The organism is Streptomyces yamdrokensis (assembly GCF_053890455.1).
Genome location: NZ_CM132679.1, coordinates 5,970,384 through 5,992,403 on the forward strand (window position 1 = coordinate 5,970,384; position 22,020 = coordinate 5,992,403).

Annotated in this window: 15 protein-coding genes and 1 pseudogene; 2 read left to right on the plus strand and 14 right to left on the minus strand. The window is 72.8% G+C overall.

Annotated elements, in window-relative coordinates; genetic code table 11:
• The 9 genes from ACWZEH_RS26555 to ACWZEH_RS26595 all read right to left on the minus strand — a co-directional run bounded on the left by ACWZEH_RS26555 (position 1) and on the right by ACWZEH_RS26595 (position 14,866).
• Positions 1 to 1,521: a right-handed parallel beta-helix repeat-containing protein gene (locus tag ACWZEH_RS26555; protein ID WP_456193600.1), complete on the minus strand. Its 1,521-nt coding sequence runs from the start codon at positions 1,519 to 1,521 to the stop codon at positions 1 to 3.
• 14 nt (positions 1,522 to 1,535) lie between these two features.
• Entirely contained in the window at positions 1,536 to 3,704 is a 2,169-nt protein-coding gene (locus tag ACWZEH_RS26560; protein ID WP_456193601.1) for a heparinase II/III family protein, read from the minus strand.
• Entirely contained in the window at positions 3,701 to 5,884 is a 2,184-nt protein-coding gene (locus tag ACWZEH_RS26565) for a bi-domain-containing oxidoreductase (RefSeq protein ID WP_456193602.1), read from the minus strand. The genes ACWZEH_RS26560 and ACWZEH_RS26565 overlap by 4 nt, the downstream gene beginning before the upstream one ends.
• Positions 5,885 to 5,902: 18 nt before the next feature.
• Positions 5,903 to 7,834 (minus strand): asparagine synthase (glutamine-hydrolyzing), encoded by a 1,932-nt coding sequence (gene asnB, locus ACWZEH_RS26570; RefSeq protein WP_456193603.1) that lies wholly within the window; start codon positions 7,832 to 7,834, stop codon positions 5,903 to 5,905.
• 3 nt (positions 7,835 to 7,837) lie between these two features.
• Positions 7,838 to 9,358 carry a Wzz/FepE/Etk N-terminal domain-containing protein gene (locus ACWZEH_RS26575; RefSeq protein ID WP_456193604.1) on the minus strand — a complete coding sequence of 507 codons (1,521 nt, stop codon included), beginning with the start codon at positions 9,356 to 9,358 and terminating at the stop codon, positions 7,838 to 7,840.
• Entirely contained in the window at positions 9,355 to 10,722 is a 1,368-nt protein-coding gene (locus ACWZEH_RS26580; RefSeq protein ID WP_456193605.1) for a Wzz/FepE/Etk N-terminal domain-containing protein, read from the minus strand. The genes ACWZEH_RS26575 and ACWZEH_RS26580 overlap by 4 nt, the downstream gene beginning before the upstream one ends.
• Positions 10,719 to 11,999, minus strand: coding sequence for a glycosyltransferase family 4 protein (locus tag ACWZEH_RS26585; protein ID WP_456193606.1), 1,281 nt, complete (start codon positions 11,997 to 11,999; stop codon positions 10,719 to 10,721). Before ACWZEH_RS26585 ends, ACWZEH_RS26580 begins: the two co-directional genes overlap by 4 nt.
• Positions 11,989 to 13,305 carry a nucleotide sugar dehydrogenase gene (locus tag ACWZEH_RS26590; protein WP_456193607.1) on the minus strand — a complete coding sequence of 439 codons (1,317 nt, stop codon included), beginning with the start codon at positions 13,303 to 13,305 and terminating at the stop codon, positions 11,989 to 11,991. The genes ACWZEH_RS26585 and ACWZEH_RS26590 overlap by 11 nt, the downstream gene beginning before the upstream one ends.
• Positions 13,306 to 13,387: 82 nt before the next feature.
• Positions 13,388 to 14,866: a sugar transferase gene (locus ACWZEH_RS26595; protein ID WP_456193608.1), complete on the minus strand. Its 1,479-nt coding sequence runs from the start codon at positions 14,864 to 14,866 to the stop codon at positions 13,388 to 13,390.
• Between the two features lie 613 nt (positions 14,867 to 15,479).
• On the opposite strand from ACWZEH_RS26595, the gene ACWZEH_RS26600 reads away from it, so the two are divergent.
• Positions 15,480 to 15,758: a hypothetical protein gene (locus ACWZEH_RS26600; RefSeq protein WP_456193609.1), complete on the plus strand. Its 279-nt coding sequence runs from the start codon at positions 15,480 to 15,482 to the stop codon at positions 15,756 to 15,758.
• 242 nt (positions 15,759 to 16,000) lie between these two features.
• Here the strand turns inward: ACWZEH_RS26600 and ACWZEH_RS26605 are convergent.
• The 3 genes and pseudogenes from ACWZEH_RS26605 to ACWZEH_RS26615 all read right to left on the minus strand — a co-directional run.
• Positions 16,001 to 16,282 (minus strand): annotated as a pseudogene (locus ACWZEH_RS26605) (Atu4866 domain-containing protein); the annotation flags it as partial.
• A 206-nt stretch (positions 16,283 to 16,488) separates the two neighbouring features.
• Positions 16,489 to 17,343, minus strand: a complete 855-nt coding sequence (locus tag ACWZEH_RS26610) for a helix-turn-helix transcriptional regulator (protein ID WP_456193610.1) — start codon at positions 17,341 to 17,343, stop codon at positions 16,489 to 16,491.
• A gap of 185 nt (positions 17,344 to 17,528) precedes the next feature.
• Positions 17,529 to 18,284: an Atu4866 domain-containing protein gene (locus ACWZEH_RS26615; RefSeq protein ID WP_456193611.1), complete on the minus strand. Its 756-nt coding sequence runs from the start codon at positions 18,282 to 18,284 to the stop codon at positions 17,529 to 17,531.
• 339 nt (positions 18,285 to 18,623) lie between these two features.
• On the opposite strand from ACWZEH_RS26615, the gene ACWZEH_RS26620 reads away from it, so the two are divergent.
• Positions 18,624 to 18,914 carry an Atu4866 domain-containing protein gene (locus ACWZEH_RS26620; RefSeq protein WP_456193612.1) on the plus strand — a complete coding sequence of 97 codons (291 nt, stop codon included), beginning with the start codon at positions 18,624 to 18,626 and terminating at the stop codon, positions 18,912 to 18,914.
• Positions 18,915 to 19,518: 604 nt separating this feature from the next.
• Here the strand turns inward: ACWZEH_RS26620 and ACWZEH_RS26625 are convergent.
• Both ACWZEH_RS26625 and ACWZEH_RS26630 read right to left on the minus strand, forming a co-directional pair.
• Positions 19,519 to 20,757 carry a PP2C family protein-serine/threonine phosphatase gene (locus ACWZEH_RS26625; protein WP_456193613.1) on the minus strand — a complete coding sequence of 413 codons (1,239 nt, stop codon included), beginning with the start codon at positions 20,755 to 20,757 and terminating at the stop codon, positions 19,519 to 19,521.
• 440 nt (positions 20,758 to 21,197) lie between these two features.
• Complete coding sequence (locus ACWZEH_RS26630) at positions 21,198 to 21,821, minus strand: GyrI-like domain-containing protein (RefSeq protein WP_456193614.1); 624 nt, start codon at positions 21,819 to 21,821, stop codon at positions 21,198 to 21,200.
• Positions 21,822 to 22,020 lie beyond the last annotated feature (199 nt).

The following is a 22,020-nucleotide window of genomic DNA, read 5'->3' on the forward strand; positions in this document are numbered from 1 at the left end:
TCAACCACCGTCCCGGGTACGGAAGGTGCTGCCCGCGTCCTGCCGGTACGGCGCGCCCTGCCACTGCCCCCGGTCCAGCACCCGGCTCGGGTCGTGGGCGACGAACTTCCACGCTCCGACATAGACGTTGTCGTGCCAGCGGTTGTGCTGCCCGTGGGTGATCGCCTCGGCGACCCGCTCGCCCTGGTACGGCGACCAGTCCGGGTAGGTGCCGTAGTTGGCCAGCACCGCCATGCGGTCGCACTTGTCCGTGCAGTCGACGACGGACTTGTCCAGCAGGAAGCGGTTGTCGTGGATGTCCACCCGCTGGGTCTTCCACCGGCAGTCGGAGTGGAGGGGTGCGGCGGCGATCGCCGGCTGCGCGCAGCGGGCGGTGTCCTTCACCAGCAACGTGCAGTCACCCGAGGAGGTGTTGGCCGGGCTGTTGCAGAACCGGTCGGCGTTCTCCCACAGGGTGATCCCGGACCAGTTGTCCTCCAGTACGTTCCGGTGGATCTCGATCCTGTCCGTGCGGGCCCGCACCCGTGGTTCGCCGCCGGACTCGGACACGTAGACGGTCGCGAACGGGAAGGTGTCGCCGCGGTCGGCGTACCTGCGCCCCTCGACCCAGTTGTTCCGCCGGATCGTGTTCCCCCGGATGACAGCGTTGTAGCTGGTCTCGTAGATCAGCGCGGCACCGTCGTTGGCCTCGAGCACGTTGTCCTCGATGCGGAAGTCGTTGTTGTTGGTGTCCGCCCACAGCCCGGTTCCGCGGTTGTCGTGCACCCAGTTGCCGCGCACGTCGGCGCCGTCGACGGCCCAGAACTTGATGCCGCCGGTGCAGCCGCAGCCCGGCCGCTTCCGCTCCCAGTCGCCGGTGTTGTTGCCGGTGATCTCGTTGCCCTCGACCACCAGGCCGGTGATGCGGTCGCCGGCCTGGTAGGCGTTCATGCCGTACTGGCCGTTGTCGCGCAGGCAGTTGGCGCGTACTTGCTGGCGGGCGCCGGCCATCAGCCCGGCGCCGGTGTTGTTCCGGATCGTCGCGTGCTCGATCACCCACCCGTCGGCGGAGTCGTGGTTGACGACGCCCTCGTCGTGCGGCGCGACGAAGCCCTGCACGGTCAGGTGGCGGACGGTGACGTCCCGGGCGGTGCCGCCGAACGCGTACTGGTTGGTCTTGTGGCCGTCGAGCACCGCGCCCGGCGCGCCGAGGTAGGTGTTGCCCTCCTTGGGGACGACCTGGGCGTAGCGGTCCGGCTCGAGCCGGTGCGTGCCCGGACGGAGCCAGAAGGTGGTGTTCGGGGGACTGCTCCTGGTCTTCGCGGCGAGGTCACCGGTGACCGCGGGGTCGACGGTCACCGCTCCCGCCGGCGCCTTGGCCGGCCCGGGTTCGGGATCGGCGCACACCCGGGCCACGGGGGTGGACGGCGTGGCGGTCGGTTCCGGCCGTGCGTCCGGCGTGCTGTCACAGCCGGTCGCCGCCAGCAGGACCAGTGCCAGCGGTGCCGCCGGTAACGCCCGGCGTCGCCACGTGCTCCCCAACTGCCCTCCTCCCCTCAGCCCTTGAACCCGAGCACGGTGGTGAAGCCCTCCGTGCCGTCGGTGAGACCGGTGCCGACCAGCGTGGTGGCGGGTTCCCTGCGGCCGAAGCCGGGGGAGTACCAGCCCAGCGGCGGGTCGCTCTCGCCGCGGTGCGCCCGCCAGTCCAGCCGCGCGGGCAGGTCGAGCACCGCGGAGCGGTCCTCGCCGTCCCGGGCCCAGGTGAGCACCGCCCGGTCGCCCGCCAGGTCCGCGGTGATCGCGGGGCCGAGGTGGAACGCCAGCCGGACGGCCCGGCGCGGGCCGCGCACCTCGTCGACCAGCCTCAGCTCCCGCGTGGCGTACGTCAGTTCCACCCGGCGGCGGTGCACGGATGTCCCGTACCCGTCGTGTTCGGCGCACCAGCGGGCCACGTCCTCGCCGGAGGTGTCCACGGACAGGACGCGGCTGCGGGCGTGCCGGGTCCACAGGAACGGGCCGCCGGAGACGGACTGGTCGGCGCCGTCCAGTTCCAGGGTGTTGTGGCCGAGGGTCGACCGGAAGTACCGCCGCCACTCGGGCTGCCCGTGGTAGCAGTAGGTCCCCGGGTCGGCGAGCACGTCGACCCCCTCGTGCCGGACCTCCACGGACAGCGCGTCCGCGTGGGCGTGCGCGGCGATGGAGAGGAACCCGTGCGGGCCGCCGTCGCAGCGGCACCAGATCCCCTCCGGACCGCGCAGGACGGTGAGCCCCGCGTCGGCGAAGTGGTCCGGCCGGCTCGCCGGGCGGGGCGCGGCCGGGGTGGAGCCTGCCGGAGGGTTCCCGCCGCCCCCGCCAGGGGTGGGCGCCGCGAGGTCCGGTGCCTGCCCCCGGCGGGCGGCGTCGCCGCTCACGCGGCGCAGCCACCTGTCCAGGGGGGCCGCTCGGCGGGTGCGGGCCGCCGGGCGGAGCCACCTGTCCACGAGTGTCGTACGGCCGGGGTGGATGCCGGGCGCGGGAGCGCGGCCGGAAGGCACCGGACGGGCTCCGGGCCGGATGAACGCGGCCAGCAGCGAGGTGCGCACATCCGTGCCGGTCACCTCCGGCCACCACGGGAGCCGGCCGAACACGGCGTCCCCGGTGGCCAGCAGCGAGCCCCAGCGGTCGGTGCCCGCGCCGTCCACGACCAGACCGTGCCCGTCGTCGGCGTCCCCCTGGCGGGGAGGCCGCAGCCGGTCGTCCACGACGGCCGCGAGCGCGTCCGTCATCCGCAGCAGCACCAGTCGTACGGTCGCGGGCACCGGCACGCCCGCGGCGTCGGCCTCGGCGACGGCGGCCAGGCCGAGTTCCAGCACCAGTCCGTGGTACTCGGTGGCGAGTTCGCGGTTGAGGCCGGAGCCGAAGGTGTTGCCGCGCAGATTCCGCTCCAGCGACCGCAGCGCGTCGGCCCGCAGGCGCGCCGAGTCGGGGAACCAGCCGAACGCGCAGGCCGCGGCGAACTGCCCGGCCGCCTCGGCGACGACGTGGTTGTTGGCCGAGGACCCCCGGCTGGGAAAGGCGGCCAGCCAGCGCTGGTGGTGCCAGATCTGGTTCCGTGCCACCGGGTTGTCCTCGAACAGCCCGGCCGCGCCCGGCCAGCCGTCGAGCAGCCGGCGGATCCACACCCAGGACAGCAGCCGGATGCCCAGCTCGATGCCGCTGGTCCAGTGCACCCCGCGCAGCGGCGGGTTGGCCGCCCACCACGACCGCAGGTGCCCGGCGACGCGTTCGGCGTACCGCTCGTCCCCGGTGACCGCGTAGGCGGCGGCGAGCACGGTGAGGTACTGGTGCCGGGACGGCTCCCAGATCTGCTTGATGTCGCCGACCGCGTCCTCGTCCCGGTACGGCACGTCGAAGGCGTAGCCCCCCGGAGCCCGGCGCCCGGTCCTCGGGTCGAACCACCAGTCCGGGTCGGCCAGGTCGGCGCGCTCCACCCCGAAGAACTCCGTGTGCCCGGCCATCAGCCGGTCCGCCCCGGCGACGAGGCGTTTCGCGGCGTCCGGCGGCACCGCGGCGATCGTCCCGGCGGGCAGGACGGCGGTGAACCGGGCGCCGGTCACGCCCGGGCAGTCCGGCGGCCGCACCGACCGCCACCGCCGCCTGCGCACCGCGTCGCCCACCCGGCCGCCGACCTCCCGCGGCCCCATCCGGGACAGCCGCCGCAGGTACCAGCCCGCGCTCATCGTCATCGCGCCCCCGCCAACGTCACCGGCGTGCCGGCGGCCAGGCCCGCCGGCACGGCGAGGGTCGCCGCCGTGGTGGCGACCAGCGACTCCAGCGGCACCGGCATCGGCCCGCCGGTCCGCACCGCCTTGACGAACGCGGCCAGTTGGGCGGACTGGCCCTTGTCCCGGGCCTTGGGCAGCCGCGAACTGACCCACCGCTTGCGGCCGTCGTAGACAGAGGCACGGACGAAGTCGTCGAGGCGCAGCGCACGGCCGTCCGCGACCAGGTCCAGGGTCTCCTTGGGGAAGCCCGCCGGGCCGGTGGTGACGTAGCTGATGGTGGCGGTGGACCCGTCCGGGTAGCGCAGCACCACCTGGAGGTCCTCGCCGCCGGGCGTGGTGAGCGCGTACACCGAGACCGGGTCGGCCCCGAGCAGCCGGCTCGCCGTGTCGACGAAGTGTCCGCCCTCGCCCACGAACCGCGAGCCCTCTGTGCCCTGCTGGAGGTACCAGCTGCCGTGGTCGAGGCGGCCCGCGTTGACCAGGCAGCGGACGTGCCCCGGTCCGGTGCGGGGACCGAAGCGTTCCTGGGCCTCCCGCAGCAGCGGCGCGAACCGGCGGTTGAAGCCCACCTGGAGCCGGTCGTTGCCGGACTCCTCCACCGCCGCCAGCACACCCGCCAGTTCGTCCTCGGTGAGCGCCAGCGGCTTCTCCACGAACACCGCCTTGCCGGCCAGCAGTGCCTTTTGGACCAGGCCGGCGTGCGAACTGTGCCGGGTGACCACGAACACCGCGTCGACGGACGGGTCGCCGAGCACGGCGTCGAGATCGGTGCTCGCCCCGGCGAAGCCGAACTTCCGCTGCGCGTTGGCCGCGGACAGCGCCGTCGTAGTGACGACCGTGGACAGCTCGACACCGTCGCGCCCCGCCAGGTGCGGCAGCAGCATCGACGTCGCGTAGTTGCCCGCGCCGACGAACGCCAGCCGCACCGGCGTCCCGGCGGCCCGGACCGGGGCGGGCACCGGGCCGCCACGTCGCACCGAGGGCACGGTCACCTCCGGGGCCCGCGTCTCCACCGTCTGCCCGGGGTACCGGAACAGCACGGCCACGGCCTTCAGAGCGCCTTCCTCCAGACTCCGGTACGTCTCGACGGCGTCGTCGAAGTCGGCCGTGTGGGAGACCAGGGGCTCCACGTCGACGCGGCCCCGGGCGGCGAGATCGAGGAAGCACGCCAGGTTGCGGCGCTCGGTCCAGCGCACGTAGCCGACCGGGTAGTCCCGGCCCTCCAGTTCGTACTCCGGGTCGTAGCGCCCGGGGCCGTAGCTGCGGGAGAACCGGACGTCGAGCTCCTTCTCGTAGTACGCGTTCCACGGCAGGTCGAGGCGGCACTTGCCGATGTCGATCACCCGGCCCCGGTCCCGGGAGAGCCGGGCGGCCAGCTCGACGGGCTGGTTGCTGTCGCCGCCGGCGGCCAGGTACACCTGGTCCACGCCCAGGCCGCCGGTGAGTTCGGCGACGGCCTGCTCCACGGCCGGGGAGCCGGGGTCGCCGCAGGCCGCCGCGCCCAGCCGCTCGGCGAGCTCGCAGCGCACCGGGTCGGGATCGGCCCCGACGACCCGGACCCCCGAGGCGGCGAGCAGCTGCACCACCAACTGGCCGATCAGCCCGAGGCCGATGACCAGCGCCACGTCGCCGAGCTGCGACTCGCCCCGGCGCACTCCCTGCAGCGCGATCGACCCGACGGTGCCGAACGCCGCGTGCTGCGGCGCGAGACCGTCCGGCACCGGTGCGTAGAGGTTCTTCGGCACCCAGTTCAGCTCGGCGTGCAGCGCGTGCTCGTTCCCGGCGCAGGCCACCAGGTCGCCGACCTTGACGTCGTCGATCCCGGCGCCGACCTGCTCCACCACCCCGCACAGCGAATAGCCCAGCGGCGTCCAGGAGTCCAGCTTGCCCATCACCTTGCGGTAGGTGGCGGGCACCCCGTTGACGGCCACGCTCTGCACCACCTTGGCCACCTGGTCCGGCCGGGAACGGGCCTTGCCCAGCATCGACATGCCGGCCTCGGACACCTTCATCAGCTCGGTCCCGGTGGAGATCAGCGAGTAGGCGGTGCGGACCAGCACCCCGCCCGGCTTGCACCCCGGCACCGGCACGTCGAGCAGGGCCAGTTCGCCGCTCTTGTAGTTCTGTACGACCTGTTTCACCCGAAGTCCTCTTGTTCTCTACGCCGTCGGAGGGTTCTGGCCGGACCCGGAGGTCGCGCCGCGGTACCAGTACTCGAGGGTCAGCACGTGCCACAGATGCTTGGAGAAGTCCTGCTGTCCGGCGGCGTCCTCGGCGACGAGCCGCCGGAGCGCGTCGCGGCGCAGCAACCCGGAACGGACGAGCTCGCCGTCGTTGACCACCTCGCGCACCAGTGGTGCCAGGTCCCGGCTCATCCAGGCCCGCAGCGGGGCGCTGAACAGGCCCTTGGGCCGGTAGACGATCTCCCGGGGCAGGACGGAGGCGGCCGCCTCCTTGAGGACGGCCTTCCCCTGCCGCCCGGCGATCTTGCGGTGGCCGGGCACGGCGAACGCCGCCTTCACCACCTCGACGTCCACGTACGGCACCCGCACCTCGGTCGAGGCGGCCATGCTGGAGCGGTCCGTGTACGCGAGGTTCAGGCCCGGCAGGAACATGCGGGCGTCGGCCAGGCACATGCGGTTGACGAAATCGTCGAGACCGTTGTCCCCGTAGACGTCCGCGTGCTCGGTCAGCACGTCGTCGACCGTCCCGGCGAGGTCCGGATCGACCAGGGCGAGCAGCTCGTGCCGGTCGTACAGGGTGTAGCTGCGCCGGAACGCGGTCTCCTCCGGCAGGTCGGCGAAGGACAGGAACCGCTTCGCGAAGCGCACCGACCGGTACCCCCGGCGCGCCGTGGCCACCGGCAGCCGGTCCACGGCGCCGGACACCCCGCGCCGCAGGGGCCGCGGGACGCGCTGGTAGCGCAGCGCGAGCAGGTTGGCCAGGTGCTTGCGGTACCCGGCGAACAGCTCGTCGGCGCCCATCCCCGAGAGCATCACCTTCACCCCGGCCTCCCGGGCGGCCGAGCAGATCAGGAACGTGTTGATCGCGGCGGGATCGCCGATCGGCTCGTCCAGGTGGTACGTCATCCGCGGCAGCAGGTCGAGTACGTCCGGGGCGATCTCGATCTCGCGCAGGTCGACACCGAACCGCTCGGCCACCTGCCGGGCGTAACGCAGGTCGTCCGGCATCGCCTCGAACCTGGCGTCCTCGGCGCGGAAGCCGATCGTGTACGCGGAGATCCCGGGCCGGTCACGGGCCGCGAGCGCGGTCAGATAGCTGGAGTCCAGACCGCCGGAGAGGAAGGTCGCCACGGGGACGTCGGAGAGCAGGTGACGCCGGGTCGACTCCTCCACGACGGCGGCGATGTCCGGCTGCTCACCGGCCAGGGCCCGCTCCCGGGCTTCGGCGGCGACGTCCCTCAGGTTCCAGTACCGGCCGCGCTCCACCCGGCCGTCGGGCCGGCACCTCAGCCAGCTCCCCGGCGGCAGCTTCTCCGCCTCGCGGAACGCGCACCGCGAGTCCGGCACCCAGTAGTACAGCAGCGAGGCCACCAGCGCCGCGTGGTCCACCTCCAGCGAGCCGCCGGTCACGGCGGCGAGCGCCTTGAGTTCGGAGGCGAACACCAGACCCTCGCCGCGCCGCAGCAGGAACAGCGGCTTGACGCCGAGCTGGTCACGGGCGAGCACCAGCTCACCGGTCCGCTCGTCGAAGATCCCGAACGCGAACATGCCGCGCAGCCGGGGAAGGCAGTCCGTGCCCCAGCGCCGCCACGCCTCCAGCACCACCTCGGTGTCGGAGGTGCCGCGGAAGCGCACCCCGGCGGCCGCCAGTTCGGCGCGCAGCTCGGGCGCGTTGTACAGCTCGCCGTTGTACGTCAGGGCGAGGCCGCCCGAGACCATCGGCTGGGCGCCGGTCTCGGACAGGTCGACGACGGCAAGACGCCGGTGCCCGAGGTGCACTTCGCCGTCACCGACGGAGTGGCCGTACCGGCCGGCCCCGTCCGGACCGCGGTGCGCGAGGGTGTCGGTGAGCCGGTCGGTGACGGCCTTCCCGTCCGGCCATCGGTAAGTGCCTGCGATGCCACACATGTCCTACCGTGCCTCCTGGTCGTTGTCCGCAACCCGTGCGGCGGGCATCGGCAGCCGCTCCGTCCGCGGTCGGTCCGCTCCGTTGTGCCGGGCCGGCCGCTCGTTGCGGCCGCGCAGCGCGGTGTGCGGTCCGTCCCACAGCGTGCCGTCGGTCCGGTCCCGCGGATCGGGGTCGGTCAGCACCACGCCGATCACCGCGACGCGCTGCTCAGCGAGCTGCCGCGCCACGGTGTGCAGCCACGCGGCGCTGCCGTGCCCGGCCCGCACGACGAGCACGGTCCGGGTGCCGAGATACCGCAGGTCGGTCCACGCCGTGCCGGGCGCCACCGAGCCGACGCCGAGCCGGCGATCCCCGGGCGGCACGTCCGTGGCCCGCTCGCCGTCGACCACGGCCGGGTCCCCGGGCTTCGGGCGGCGGCCCGAGAGCTGCGGTCCCGGCAGACCGTCGACGACGACCACGGGCTCCTCCGCCGCCAGCGCGCGGGCGAGGTCCAGGGCGATGTCGCTCGCGCCGCGCGCACAGCCCAGTTCCAGCAGTGACACCGGTTCCGCGGAGCCGCGCACGGTGCGGGTCAGGGACGTGGTGAGCCGTGTGCGTGCCGCCCGGGTCCGGCGGCGCCGCCACGGCGCGGCCGTCCGGCGGGGCAGCTCGGCGATCACCGAGGCGCCGAGGTGCGCAGCGATGTCCCGGCGAAGCACGGGGCGGTCCGCCACCACCGAGGTGACCGCGGCCACCGCGAGCCCGAGGGCGAGCCCGAGGACGAGCCCGATCGCGGCGTTGGCGGCGGCCGTCCCGGGCAGGGAGTGCCGCACCACGCGCGGCGCGTCCACGATCTGGGTGCCGGCGACGAGTCGGGGCGTGCCGACGCGTGCCTCTGCGGCGCGCTGCCCGAAGTCGGTGATCCGGGAGGTGAGTTCGGCCCGGCGGGCGAAGACCGACTCCGTGTTCGCCGAATCCTGCGGCCCGCTCTGCGGCGGTCCGTCCCCGATCGCCTCGTTGACCCGGTCGAGTTCCTCCCGCATGCGGTCCTGCTGTTCGAGCAGGGTCTTGGCCTCGGCGTTCGCGGTTTCCCGTATCCGCCGCACGTGGTCCGCGACGAACGCGTCGGCCAGTGCCCCGGCGCGGGCCACCGCTTCCGTGTCGCTGTCACCGGTCACCGTGATCTGCAGCAGGTTGTTGGTCAGGCCGAGACCCTCGTAGTCCTCCATGAAGTCCTCCGGTCTCTCCGGGGACTCCAGGAACTTCAGGGCCTCACCGGCGATCCGCGTGGTGTGCAGCAGGGCGGCGTCGGTGCGGATGAGCGTCCCGGGGTCGTTCGGCTGGTCCTGCTGGTGGGCGACCAGCACCTTGGTCACCGCGGTCGGTGGCGGCGGCAGGAGGACCGCCACCGCCGCGCCGGCGAGCAGCCCCAGCAGTGCCAGGGCGGACCAGAGGCGGCGCCGTCTGCGCACCGCGACCACCAGCGCGTGCAGGTCCAGCAGCGGGGCGGAGGCCGGTGAGCCCGGCGTCGCAGGCGTCGTCACGCCGAACCCCCTGTCGCGCTGTCGCCCACCGCGAGCGCCGGCACCGCGGCGTCCCGGGGACGGCCGGCGGTCCGTGCCGGAGGGGCGGGCACCGGGCCGGCGAGGACGACCCCGACGACCTCGTGCCCCGCGTCCGCGCACGCCTCGGCGAGGCCGGCGAGCTCCTCCGAGGTCCAGTCACCCGCGCCGAGCACGACGAGGGCGCCGGCCTCGTCGTCGTGCTCCGGCACCATCGGCCGGGGCACCGGTACCTGCACCACCCGCAGCCGCGGATCGTTTCCGGCCACGTCGGCGAGCCGCTCGGCGGCCCGGAGGGCGATCCCGTCGCCGTCGGGAACCACGACCAGCAGCCGCCGGGGGGCGGGCAGCCGGTCCCGGAGGCGGGCGCACACCCGCCGGTAGCGGAGCTGCCGGCCGGCCTCGTCGCCGGACGCCCGCGGGACGGGTGCGTCCCACCGGGTGCCGGTGCCGAGCAGCCGGCTGACCCGGGCCCGCGGGCCGTGGTCCCCGGGCCGGTGCGCGGGCCGTTCACCGGGTACGTCGACGGTCCCCAGCGGCGTCGAGCGGAGCGCCGCGGCGATCTCCGGTCCGGTGCGCGGCCGGCGGTTCGTGCGGGCGGCGGTGAGGTGGCCGACGACCGCGAGGAGGAAGAACAGCAGAGCCCCGGCGGCGACGAGTTGCGGCCTCGTCGGCGGTGCCTCGCCGTCCGGCCGGGCCGCCGGCCCCATGACGACCATGCCGGCTCCGGCCGCGGCGGGGTCGGCCTGGTCCAGCTTGGTGACGGCCTCCTGCAGTGCGGTGCGCAGCTTCGCGAGCTCGGTGCGGGTCTGCACGCTCTCCACGGTCTGCCCCGGGTCGGCCGCGTCGGCCAGTTCGGTGATGCGGCGGCTGGTCCGCAGCACGAGCTGCCGGAGTTCCTCGGGCCGTGCCGCCGCCTCGGGGTCGGTGGTGTCGCCGACGACCCGCGCGGCGAAGGTGACGAACTGCTCGGCCATCCGGTCCGCGAGCCGCTGTGCGCGCTCGGGGGTGTCGGCGGTGCCCGAGACCTCGATGATGTTCCCGTCGGCGACCCTGGCGGCCACCCGGTCCCGCAGGTCGCTTCCTTCGACCCCCTCCCAGTCGAGCTCGGCGGCCGCGCGGTCGACCACCGCCGAACTGGCCGCGATCTCCACCTGGGTCAGCAGTTCGCGCTCCTCCCACGCCCCCGGAAGCAGGACCGACGCCGACGTCGTGTAGCGCGGGGGGAGCACCAGGGAGGTGCCGTAGCCGACGAGCGCGCCCAGCACGGTGAGGACGGTGAGCAGCCGCCGGCGCCGGCGGATCAGCCGCCCGATCGTGACCAGGCGTATCGTGTCGTCGCTCAACGGCGCGGCCTCTTCCCTGCCCGGTGAGGGCCGCCCGCCCGCACCAAAGGGCGGTCACGGCAGGCGGCGGCGTAGGCGGCGAGCAGCGACGCCTGCGAATTGCGCCAGGACAGCGGCCCGTTGATCCGCTCCTGGCCGATCTTTCCCATCCGGGACCGCGTTTCCGGCTCGTCCAGCAGCCGCGCGACGAGCCCGGCGAACTCGGTCTCGTCGTCGGCGGGTGCGTAGACGGCGGCGTCACCGGCGGAGACCCGCGCCTCCCGGAGGTCGAACGAGACGATCGGCCGGCCCATCACCATGTACTCCAGGACCTTGTTCATGGTCGACACGTCGTTGAGCGGATTGCGCGGGTCGGGGGAGAGGCACACGTCCGCGGTGGACAGGTAGCGCACCAGGTCGGCGTCCGGAACGCGCCCGGTGAACTGCACCTGTTCCGAGAGCCCGAGCTCCCGGGACAGTTCCACCATCGCGTCGAAGGTGTCGCCGTCGCCGACGAACACCGCGTGCCAGTCGGTCCGCCCGAACTCGTCGCGCAGCTTCGCGAGGGCCCGCAAGGCGTAGTCGACGCCGTCCTGCGGGCCCATGACGCCGAGGTAGCACAGCAGATGAGGCTTGCCGCGCTTCAGCTCCGGCTCCGGCGGTACGGGGTGGAACCGGTCGGTGTCGGGCGCGCTGCGCACCACGAAAACGTCCGCCGGCCGCCGGCCGCCACGGCGCACCGCGACGTCCCGGTAGCTCTCGTTCGTGGCGAGCACGACGTCCGCGGCCCGGTAGGTCAGCCGTTCCAGCGCGCACACGGCGCGGTAGAGCAGGTCTTCGCCGCGGCCGAACCGGGAGAGGTACAGCTCGGGCACCAGGTCGTGCTGGTCGAAGACGAACCGCGCTCCGCGCCGCTTCAGCCACAGTGCGGGCAGGAACAGCAGGTCGGGCGGGTTGCAGGCGTGGACCACGTCGACCGGGCCGACCTTCCGGGCCAGCCGGACCGTGTGCCACAGCGCCGATCCGTACTCCCGCAGGTAACCGGCCGGCCCTCCGGTGGCCGCGCGCAACGGGTAGCGGTGGATCCGCACCCCGTCGATCTCCACCTCCGGCTCCGTGTCCCGCTTGCTTCCCCGGGGACAGATGACGTGCACCTTCCAGCCCGCGTCGCGCAGCGTCGTGCACTCCTGCCACACCCGCCGGTCGAACGGCACCGACAGGTTCTCCACCAGGATCAGCGCGCGCCGGTCCGGCCGGTCGCCGCCGGCTGTGTCATCGAACGATGTGTCACCAAGCAAGGCCCACGTACCCCGGTTCGGTCCGGCGCGCCTCGGCGTCGGGAAGGTGGATGAGGTCGATGATCACCGGGCCGTCGCCATGGGGCAGCGCCGACAGCACGGCCGGATCCCTGGTCCCGACCAGACACACCTCGGCGTGCTCGAGCACCTCGTCGACGGAATCCGCGAGCAGTTGCGCGAGGTGCGGCAGCCGGGTCTCGATGTACTCGCGGTTCGCGCCGAGCAGCCGGGAGAGGCTCACGTTGGCGTCGTGGATCCGCAGGTCGTAACCCTTGCCGAAGAGCCTCTCCGCCAGCTCGACGAGCGGGCTCTCGCGGAGGTCGTCGGTGCCGGGTTTGAAGGACAGCCCGAACAGGCCCACCCGACGCTTGCCGGTGCGCTCGACCAGCTCCACCGCGCGCTGCAGATGGTCGGAGTTGGAGGGCAGCACGTGGGCGAGGATGGGCACCGAGACGTCGGCCCGCCGCGCCGCGTGGACCAGGCTGCGCAGGTCCTTGGGCAGGCAGGAGCCACCGAAGGCGAAGCCGGGCCGCAGGTAGGCGGGGCTGATGTTCAGCTTGCGGTCGGCCAGGAACACGTCCATCACCTGGTGCGAGTCCACCCCGAGCGCCTGGCACACCGCGCCCAGCTCGTTCGCGAAGCCGATCTTGAGGCCGTGGAACGCGTTGTCCGCGTACTTGATCGCCTCGGCCGTCGGGACCGGCACCCGGAACACCTCGCCGGGCAAGCCGTCGTACAGCGCCGTCACCGCGTCGCCGCTTGCCGCGTCGAGCTCGCCGATGACGGTCTTGGGCGGGTCGAAGAAGTCCCGCACGCTCGTGCCCTCGCGCAGGAACTCCGGGTTGACCGCGACCCCGATGTCCACCCCGGCCGTGCCGCCGACGTACTTCTCCAGGATCGGTACCAGCAGGTTCAGGCAGGTGCCCGGGAGCATGGTGCTGCGGAACACGACGGTGTGCCGCCCGCCCCGCTCGGCCAGGGCGGCGCCGATCTGCTCGGTGACCCGTTCCAAGTACGTGGTGCACAGACTGCCGTTGGGCTCCGACGGCGTGCCCACGCAGACCAGCGACACCTCGCTGCCCATGACGGCCTCGCGGACGTCGCCGGTGGCGCGTAACGCTCCGGTCCGCACGACCTCGGCGACGAGCTCGCCGATCCGCTCCTCGACCACCGGGGCCTTGCCGTCGTTGACCAGGTCGACCTTCACCTGGTTCACGTCCACCCCGACGACCTCGTGACCCATGCTGGCCAGGCACGCGGCCGACACGCAGCCCACGTAGCCGAGCCCGAAAACGCTGACTCTCATGACCCGTTCCTCCCCCCAGGCAGGCCCTGTGGGCCTGCGGTCCGCACGTCGGCGGGACCGTTGAGTTGCAGACCCCCGCGCATCAGTAGGCCCCCTGCCCGTGGAGCACCGCACGCAGCGTCTTCCACAAGATCACTGTGTCCAGGGCGAGCGACCAGTCCTCCACGTACCGCAGGTCCAGCCGGACCGCCTCCTCCCACGGAAGGTCGCTGCGTCCGCTGATCTGCCACAGACCGGTGAGGCCGGGCTTGACCAGCAGCCGCCGCCGGATGTCCGGGCCGTACGCAGCGGACTCCTCCGGTAACGGAGGCCGCGGACCGACGAGCGACATCGATCCGGTGAGCACGTTGAAAAGCTGCGGGAGCTCGTCGACCGAGTACCGGCGCAGCACTGCTCCCACCCGGGTCACCCGCGGGTCCCGGCGGAGCTTGAACAGCAGGCCGGCGCCCTCGTTGCGGTCGGCCAGCTCGGCACGTACCCCGTCGGCCCCGGCGACCATGGTGCGGAACTTGAGAATGGTGAACTCCCGGCCGTCCTTGCCGACCCTGCGCTGGCGGTAGAACGCTCCGCCCCGGCTGTCCACCACCACGAGCAGCCCGACGAACACCATCAGCGGCGCGAACAGCATCAGCAGGATCGCCGCGCCCATCCGGTCGACGACCCCTTTGACCGCCCGGCGGCCCCCGGTGAAGGTCGGCATGCTGACCCGCAGCAGCGGGATCCCGAGCACCGCGTCGATGTGCAGCCGCGGGCCGGCCACCTCCATCAGTACGGGGGCCACGACCATCTCGGCGTCGCTGCCCTCGAGGTTCCAGGCCAGCCGCTGCAGCCGGTCCGGTGACCAGTGCGGGTCCGGTGTGACGGCGACGACACGGTAGCCGTCGCGGCGGACGTGGCCCGCGACGTCCGCCAGTGGGCCGACGACCGGCACTCCGTCCAGTTGGTCACCGACGAGCCCGGGACCGTCCGTCGTGCACACCGCGTCCACCCGCCAGCCGAGGTGCGGGAACTTGCGGGTCCGGGCGATCAGGTCGCGCACGGTGGCCGGGCTCCCGGCGGCGAGCACCGGTCTCAGGCACCGTCCTTCCTTCCGCTGTTTGTGCAGCCGAAGGCGCAGCAGATACCGCTCGGTCATGGTGATGAGCGCGATCGCGGGGATCGCGACGAAGATCCAGAGCTTGATGTTGCGCGAGGTGAGGGCGATTCCGCCGAGCGCCAGTACGACGGTCGCCGCGAACAGTGAGCGTCCGAGCCGGCGGAATTCCTCGGCGCCCTGGCCGAGCACGGCCGGAGCCCACGACCGGCCCACCGCGAGCGCCCCCAGCACCAGCAGCTCGGTGCCGAATGCGAGAATCCCCCACTTCTCGTGCCAGTTGGCCGCGTCCCTGACCCCGAAGAAGTTGCCGATCGCCGCCACCACGAAAGCGGTGGTCACGGTGTCGGCGGTGATCACGGTACGGCGGTACCGCTGCTCCCAGTCGATCGCGGGCCGGCTGATCGTCCCGTTCGCCAGACGCCCGCGCGCCGACGGAAACGGGCTGACTAATCCCCCTTGCCGCACAGAACCCCCCAGGTCCCCAGTGGTTCGACGTGTTCGCCCAACACTGTTCCTCCCCCCGGGAGGCCCCCGCCCCCCGTACTGTTCCTCCCCCCGGGAGGCCCCCGCCCCCCGCGCGTGACATCCCCGCTATTCCAGAGCTGTGGGAACAACCCGCCCCGGCGGCAGCGGACTCGCATGTCCTGCCGGACTCTCGAGGTGCACGGGAAACCGTCGAAACCCCGGGTGCTCCCCACACCCAAGGCCCCCTCCCGGGCTCCAGGAACTGATCACCCCCGCGTCCGGCGCCGGGGGCGCGACTGCTGGCTTTCCGTAGCGCCTGACCCATGGATCATTATTGGTCGCCTCGTGTTCGAACAGCTGAAGCACGGTCAATCTAGACCATCGGGGCCAGTATGTAGAGGGGACGTGTGTGATTCGTGTTCAAGCCTTGGGGCCGGATCCACCGATCGGCGACCGCCTACGGGTGCTTTGACGCCACCGCGTGCTCCGGCAGCCCGCCCGGCCCCAGGCGCGGGTTCTGCGCGGTAGTGGTCGGCGAGCTGCGGCGGGCCTTTTGCGGTGCCCGGTTCGGCGATGACCTCCCGCTGTTCGCGCACCGCGGCGTGCCCTGTGGGTGCCCGAGGCGGGCGGGACGATCGGCCCGGACAACGAGGTGCACGACCTGATCGTGTCGGTGTTCGGCGGCATGTCCGAGGGCGAGCGCAACCGTCTCAGGGTCCGGGTGCATGCCGCGATGTCGGTCCAGGCGCTGATGGGGGATGGCGGCCGAGAACAGCCGGTGCTCGAAGTGCTGGGGGAGGGAAGAGGGGGGAGCCCGATCGAAATGTGCGACGCCCATGTGCCGCTCATCGACTCGTGGATCCTGGCCGGAAGACCCGAAAGCAGGGCCTGACCTCGGGGTTTATCCCGCAGGGATCGGTTGCGCATTTTCCCGACGACCTCGCACGTGGAGTGCGTGGCGATTTTGGAACCCGAGGCAAAGGGAATCCGGCCTGTTGTTCTCCATTTCGGGGTCGTTTCCCGGCCTGTTTCTCCATGCGCGACAGGTCGTGCGGTCAAGGGCTTTGCGACCTGTGCTTTTGGAGCGAGGGCGGTACACGGATGTGCGCCGCCTCTGCCCTGAGGCGTTGTCCGTCACTGTCGTTGCCCCCTGTTCCGTTGGTGCGCCTTGCCGCCCTCGCGGTGGAAGACGTGGCCCGCGTGGTGCAGTACGTCTCCGTCGAAAGTCCCGTCCGCGCTGAACCCGGTGTCGTCGACGTACTCGATCCGGGTCCCGGAGACCCGGTAGGAACCCGTGTAGGCGCTCTCCCGGTCTCCACGGGCCTCGTCGTAGCGGCCGTCTGCGAGCAGCTCCTGGCGGATGTGCCCGTCGGCCGTCACCCACATCCCGACGTACGGGTGCGGCGAGGCGTCCGTGGCCCCGGCCGGGCTTGTCGCCGGTGCCGATGCGGGCGGTGGTGTCGCCGTCGCGGGTGACGGGGACTGCTGTTGGCTGCGCTGTACGGCGTCGTCAGGGCTCGGGAGTCTCCCGCTGTCCGGTCCCGCGGCACACGCGGCAAGACCTCCGCCGATGAGGACGGCGACGCATGTGGTGCCGGCCATGGTGGTGAGAAGGCGGGCTCTCACGTGACCCGCCCCGGCGAGTCGTCCAGGGGTTCGGGGTGGGTCGCCGCCAGCGAGCCGAGCAGGCGGAGCGCTTCCGCGGTCCGGGTGCCCTCCTGGGCGTGGTAGACGATCAGCTGCTGCCCCGGGGCGGAGCGTACGTCGAAGGTCTGCATGCGCAGGGTGAGTTCGCCGACGTCGGGATGCAGCAGGACCTTCGCGGCGTCGCTCTTGCCCCGTGCGTCCCGCCTCTTCCAGAGGTCGGCGAACTCGCGGCTGTTCTCCGTGGCCGTCCGCAGCACCTCGTGGATCCGCGGGTCGTTCGGCCGGGCGCCCTCCAGAAAGCGGAATCCCGCGACCGCGTTCGCCGCGGCCGTGTCCCAGTCCGCGTGGAACGAGCGGACCGACGGGTCGAGGAACATCGCGAGCAGCAGGTTCGCGCCGGGCCGCAGGTGGGGGAAGACCGCGCGCCCCAACGTGTTCGCGGCCAGGACGTCGTAGGCCCGTCCCAGGAGCAACCCCGGCGTGCGGTCCCACAGTTCGGCCAGTGTCAGCAGCTGGGGGTCCGCACGCTCGGTGCTGCCCTCGTGGCGCGGGAGCGGGGTCATCCCCGCGACCCGGTACAGGTGCAGCCGGCCGTCGTCGTCCAGCAGCAGCGTCTCGCTCAGGGCGTCCAGGACCTGCGTCGACGGGTGCCGCTCACGGCCCTGCTCCAGTCGCAGGTAGTAGTCGACGCTGATGCGGGCCAGCATCGCGACTTCTTCACGGCGCAGGCCGGGGACGCGTCGCCGCCCGTCCTGGGGCAGACCGACGTCGGGCGGCGTGACCTGCGCGCGCCGGCTCCGCAGGTAGTCGCCCAGTCTCGAGGTTGTCATGTCGGTCAGGCTAGGCTTCCCGGCGGCTGGGAGCCTGGTCCCAGTGCCCCCAGGACGGACGCGGTCCGCTCCCGCGCCCGTCGAGGGTGGGGACATGGCCGGTGCTCCCACCGCCTTCACACCCCTGAGAGCCGGCGAGAGTGCAGAACGCGCCCCGGCACACGGTTCCGGGGCGGCGCGGGGAATCAGCCCAGGTGCATGATGTAGCCGACGTGGTGCAGTTCGTCACCGCGGAAGTACCCCACGGCCCAGAAACCGAGGTCGTCCAGGTAGTCGATCCGGTCGCCGTCGATCCAGTACCGGCCCTGGTAGGCGTGTGGGCGGCCGCCCCGTGTCTCGTCGTAGCGGCCGTCGGCGGTGAGCTCCTGGTGCAGGAAGTCCTCCTGGTCGATCCACACGCCGACCCGCGGGCTGCCGGTCAGGTCCGGTGAGGCCGGTATGCCCATTTCGGGGGCGGTGGCCCGGCCGGGGGCGTCGCTGCCGGCCCACAGCACGGGCCGGCCGGCCGCGACCAGTGCGCGGACCTGCTCCGGCCGGGAGATGAGCGTGGCCAGGGCGCCCGGCACGTCGGCGGCGAGCTCGTCGGGCACCACCAGCAGGTCGCTGCTGTTGCCCGGGGTCAGCGTCGCGACGTGCTCCGAGCGTTCGCCGCGGCCGCCGGCCAGCGCGACGGTGTCCACGACGGCGGGGACGATGGTCGTGCCCGTGGCGTCGACGACGATGGCGTTGTCGTCCTCCGCCGCGGTGAACAGGGACGGGCCGACCGCCACGATCAGGGAGCCGACGAACAGGATGTCGGCACCGGTCATGGTCCCGATCAGCGGGTCCATCGTCAGGATGCGGGCGTTGGTGAACAGGACGGGACGTCCCGCGTCGTTCGAGAGGATCTCGTCGAGGGCCTTGGAGTTCCAGCCCGTGATGTCCGTGTCGGTGGTGCTCATTGCTCGTTCCTCGGGTGGGTTCGGGTTTGTTCGGTGTGGGTGATGCGCGAAGTGCGCTGCTACGAGCCGAGCGGGCGCCGGATGGCGCCGGGCGGCTTCTGCGCCATCAGCTTCGGCGCGTTCCGTCATGACGACCAGGCCGCCATGTCCCCAGGTCCACCGCACCCACGATGAGCGCCACCCTGCACGGTGGTGAGCGAGGAGCGGCCCGAACGACCCGATGAGGAGGCGGAACGGTGATCGTCCCCCTCGTGACGGTGGGTGCGCGGCACCCGGGAGGCCCTCACCCGGGGGGACGGCGGCCTGGTCGCTTCCCGCGGCAGGGCCGAGGGTAGAGCCATGACCAGCAACGACTCGCCCCGCCATTCACACGCGTACGTCGGGATGTGGGTGACCGCGGACGGCTTCATCCGTCAGGAACTGCTGCCGAACGGCCGCTACGACGAGGCCCGGGGCAGCCGCCGGAGCGCCTACACCGGCCGCTACACCGTCACCGGAAACCACCTCGACTACGTCGACGACACCGGCTTCACCGCCACCGGCGACGTCCGCGACGGTGTTCTCTTCCACGAGCACCTCGTGCTCTACCGCGAGGGGGACCCGCGCGCCCGGAAGGGAGCCCGGCCATGACCAGGCCCCAGCCGCAGGTGACCTGAGCCGCCACCACCGAGCTCGCGAACGCCCGCCGCCCGACGACGGGCACCTCCTTCGGCATCACCCAAATGCTGCTGAGGGAGTACGGCGGCCTGTCGCTCGGCGATCCCGGCGCACCGCGCGCCGTCGCCGCAGCCGCTCTGCCGGCACCGCTGTGTGCGCTGGTGGGTGTGGCGGTGGGCGCGGTCGTCCGGCACGCCGCAGGCTCCATCGTCGCCGTCATCGCCCTGTTGTTGCTGATTCCGGCGCTGTTCCAGGGCGAGCGCTACCGCTGGGTCAGGGAAACCGGCAACGCCATGCCGCTCAGTGCCCGGGAACGACTGGTGACGAACCCGGAGCGGGCACACGACCTTGGCAGGTACCCGCCGACAATCGCCAAGGCGTGGATCGTCTACGGCGTGTGGACCACCGCAGCGGTGGCCATCGCGCTGCTCGCGATACGACGCCGGGACGTGCGACTGAGGAGCCCGCCGCCTCGGCCCCGCCCGCTACGCGCCGGCACCCCAGGCCGGTGCCCTCCGTCATCCTCACGGGCGCACTTCGGGGGCAGCCGGAACCGGCTGCCGGAGCAGCCCCCGAGTCAGTGGCCAGCGATGGTCCGCCCCGTCCGTGACGGTGCGGAGGCGTCGGCGAGGTCGGCGCCGGTGTCGGCGTCCCGCTGGGAGTGGTCGATGCCGTGCCAGTCCAGGCACATGACGGTCGCGTCGTCCTGCAGGTGGCCCTGGTTGGCGTCGACGATGGCCGCGATGAGGGTGCGGGCGGCCTCGCGGGGGTGCAGATCGCGGGTGCTCACCATCAGGTCGGACAGGTCGAGGCTGCCTGCGTTGCGCTCCAGCATGCCGTCGGTCAGCATCACCAGCCGGTCGCCCGGCCGCAGGTCCAGCGACTGGACCCGGTAGGTGTGAGGGGCGTCGAAGCCGAACGGCATATCGATCTCCGGAGTGATCTCCCGCACCTGGCCGTCGCGCATCCGCAGCGGCCAGGGGTGCCCGGCGTTGACGAACTCGGTCGTGCCGTCGAGCAGGCTGATGCGCAGGAGCTGGCCGGTGACGTAGCCCTTGTTACCGTGCTCGCGCATGGCCTGGTCGGCCTGGCGGGCCTGTTCGGCGAGGTCGCCCCCGGCCCGCCGGGCCCGGCGCAGGGCGCCCACCGCAAGAGTGGCCAGCAGCGCGGCGTCGACGTCGTGGCCCATGGCGTCGGTGACGGAGAGCTGGACGGTGTCCCGGTCGATCACGTAGTCGAAGGTGTCGCCCCCGACGTGGTCGGCGGGCTCCAGCGCGCCGGCGACCGCGAACTGGGCGGCCTCGCACGCCAGCGACGCCGGGAGCAGCCGGTGCTGGATCTCCGCGGCCAGGCTCAGCGGGCTGGTGCGGCGGCCCCACTGGTACACGTCGGTGAAGGACCGGTTCGCGATGACGATGTACGCCAGGGCGTGCGCGGTCTCGCCGATCTCCCGCATCACCTCGGCGTCCGGCACCGCGGGAAGGAACAGCTCGAGGAGCCCGATGGCGTCCCCCCGGTTGGTCACCGGGGCCACGATCCGCACCAGCGCACCCGCACCCCCGCCCGCCACCCTCGGCCGCTGGGAGCGGATCACGTCGTCGTACAGGGTGCCCCGCAGTGGGATGCGCCGGGCGGGCTCATCGGTGTCGACACTGCCCGCGGCCCCCAGCCGTACGACCGAGCTGCCGGTGAAGTCGGCGATCAAAAACGACACCGACGCGGCCCCCAGGCGCTCCCTGAGCATGCGCGCGACCACGTCGAGCGACTCCACGGGCGCCGCGGTCTCCGCCGCCGCCAGCGTCCCCGCCAACGTCATCGCCCCGGCCCGGCCACCCCCGTTCCCGGGAGTACCAGTGGGCGGCTCACTGTCCCCGTCAGGCCCGCGTACGGTCACGGCGACTCCTCGCTCCTCGCTGGCGCCCAGGGCTCCGTCCCCCGTGCGCGAGGGCCGGAGCCAAGCCCGGTGCCGGGCAGGTGCCATTGCATCACAGACCCCCCTGAACGGATGCGTCTGTCGGGCGGCCGCTCGCCGAACGGGCCGCTGCCGCCGTGTGGGACGCCCGGGTCCCGCGGTCACCCGGCCCCACCGGAGTTCATGCCACGGCGGCACCGAAGGCGAACCGTGGTGCCTGCCGGTGTCGTGCTCCAGGGTGCCCGCTGACGCCCGGACGTCGCAGGGTGATGCGGGACGGCTCATGCCGGGCGCCGTCCACGCGCGGTGCCCCCTCGGCAGGGTGGCGGCGGGGGTGCCCGCGGTCAGGGGCGGGCCGGGCCGACCGGTTGGCGGAGGATGGTCCGCAGCCGGCTCGGATCCGTCCTGCGGGCGTCGGAGAGGTAGATCTCGTGATGGTGCCCGCGAGGGACCAGCCTCTCGGCAGGCATGAACTCGTCGTGCATCCGCGCGATGGTCGGAGCCTCCTCGTCGTACGGCCCCACGTGCAGGGTCTGTACGCACTGCCCCTCGGCGTAGTCGCCGAACCGCACGCGGTGCCCGGCGCTGAGGTCCTTCGTCCGCCCGACGTCGTCCACCGCCGCGTCGACCATGGCGGAGGTGACCCAGCTCGGTTGCACGATCATGAGGGTCCAGACCCACTCGTCGTGGTCACGGGTCCTGAAGACGCTGAGGTCGTCCGCGGACCACAGCCCTTCCAGCGGGCCGACGGTGTGCGTCCGGTCCAGCGTCTTCCTGGCGATCGCGCGCACGGAGTAGGCGGTGGTGTACAGAGCCTCGACCACCGCGCGGTAGTCGGCCGAGGTGTTGGGGTTGCCATGGCCGTCCGCCATCAGGAAGCTCATGCGCGGCACATCGACGATGTCGAACCGGTCGCGCCTGGCCGAGTAGATCTCCCGGCGTTCCTTCTTGACGTCGTAGTTCTGCATGAGGACGTACTCTCCTTCGTGCTCGGCATGTTCCGGGTCCGGAGGGATCGGCCGACGGCACCGGCGTGAGGCAGCCGCGACGCCGCCGTCGTAGGGGAAGCCGCGCGCTGCCGACGCTTGCGACGCGCCCGGCCGGCAGGGGCGGGGTGAGCGACTCCACGGCCGCATCCCAGCCGCGCGTCCGCACGCGTTCCCCGGA

What these genes read in the sequence shown, in the direction of transcription:
- ACWZEH_RS26560 (WP_456193601.1), bottom strand. Translation starts at nt 3,704, where the DNA reads ATGACGATGAGCGCGGGCTGGTACCTGCGGCGGCTGTCCCGGATGGGG.
- asnB (WP_456193603.1), bottom strand. Translation starts at nt 7,834, where the DNA reads ATGTGTGGCATCGCAGGCACTTACCGATGGCCGGACGGGAAGGCCGTC.
- ACWZEH_RS26590 (WP_456193607.1), bottom strand. Translation starts at nt 13,305, where the DNA reads ATGAGAGTCAGCGTTTTCGGGCTCGGCTACGTGGGCTGCGTGTCGGCC.
- ACWZEH_RS26610 (WP_456193610.1), bottom strand. Translation starts at nt 17,343, where the DNA reads ATGACAACCTCGAGACTGGGCGACTACCTGCGGAGCCGGCGCGCGCAG.
- ACWZEH_RS26615 (WP_456193611.1), bottom strand. Translation starts at nt 18,284, where the DNA reads ATGAGCACCACCGACACGGACATCACGGGCTGGAACTCCAAGGCCCTC.
- ACWZEH_RS26620 (WP_456193612.1), top strand. Translation starts at nt 18,624, where the DNA reads ATGACCAGCAACGACTCGCCCCGCCATTCACACGCGTACGTCGGGATG.
- ACWZEH_RS26625 (WP_456193613.1), bottom strand. Translation starts at nt 20,757, where the DNA reads ATGACGTTGGCGGGGACGCTGGCGGCGGCGGAGACCGCGGCGCCCGTG.
- ACWZEH_RS26630 (WP_456193614.1), bottom strand. Translation starts at nt 21,821, where the DNA reads ATGCAGAACTACGACGTCAAGAAGGAACGCCGGGAGATCTACTCGGCC.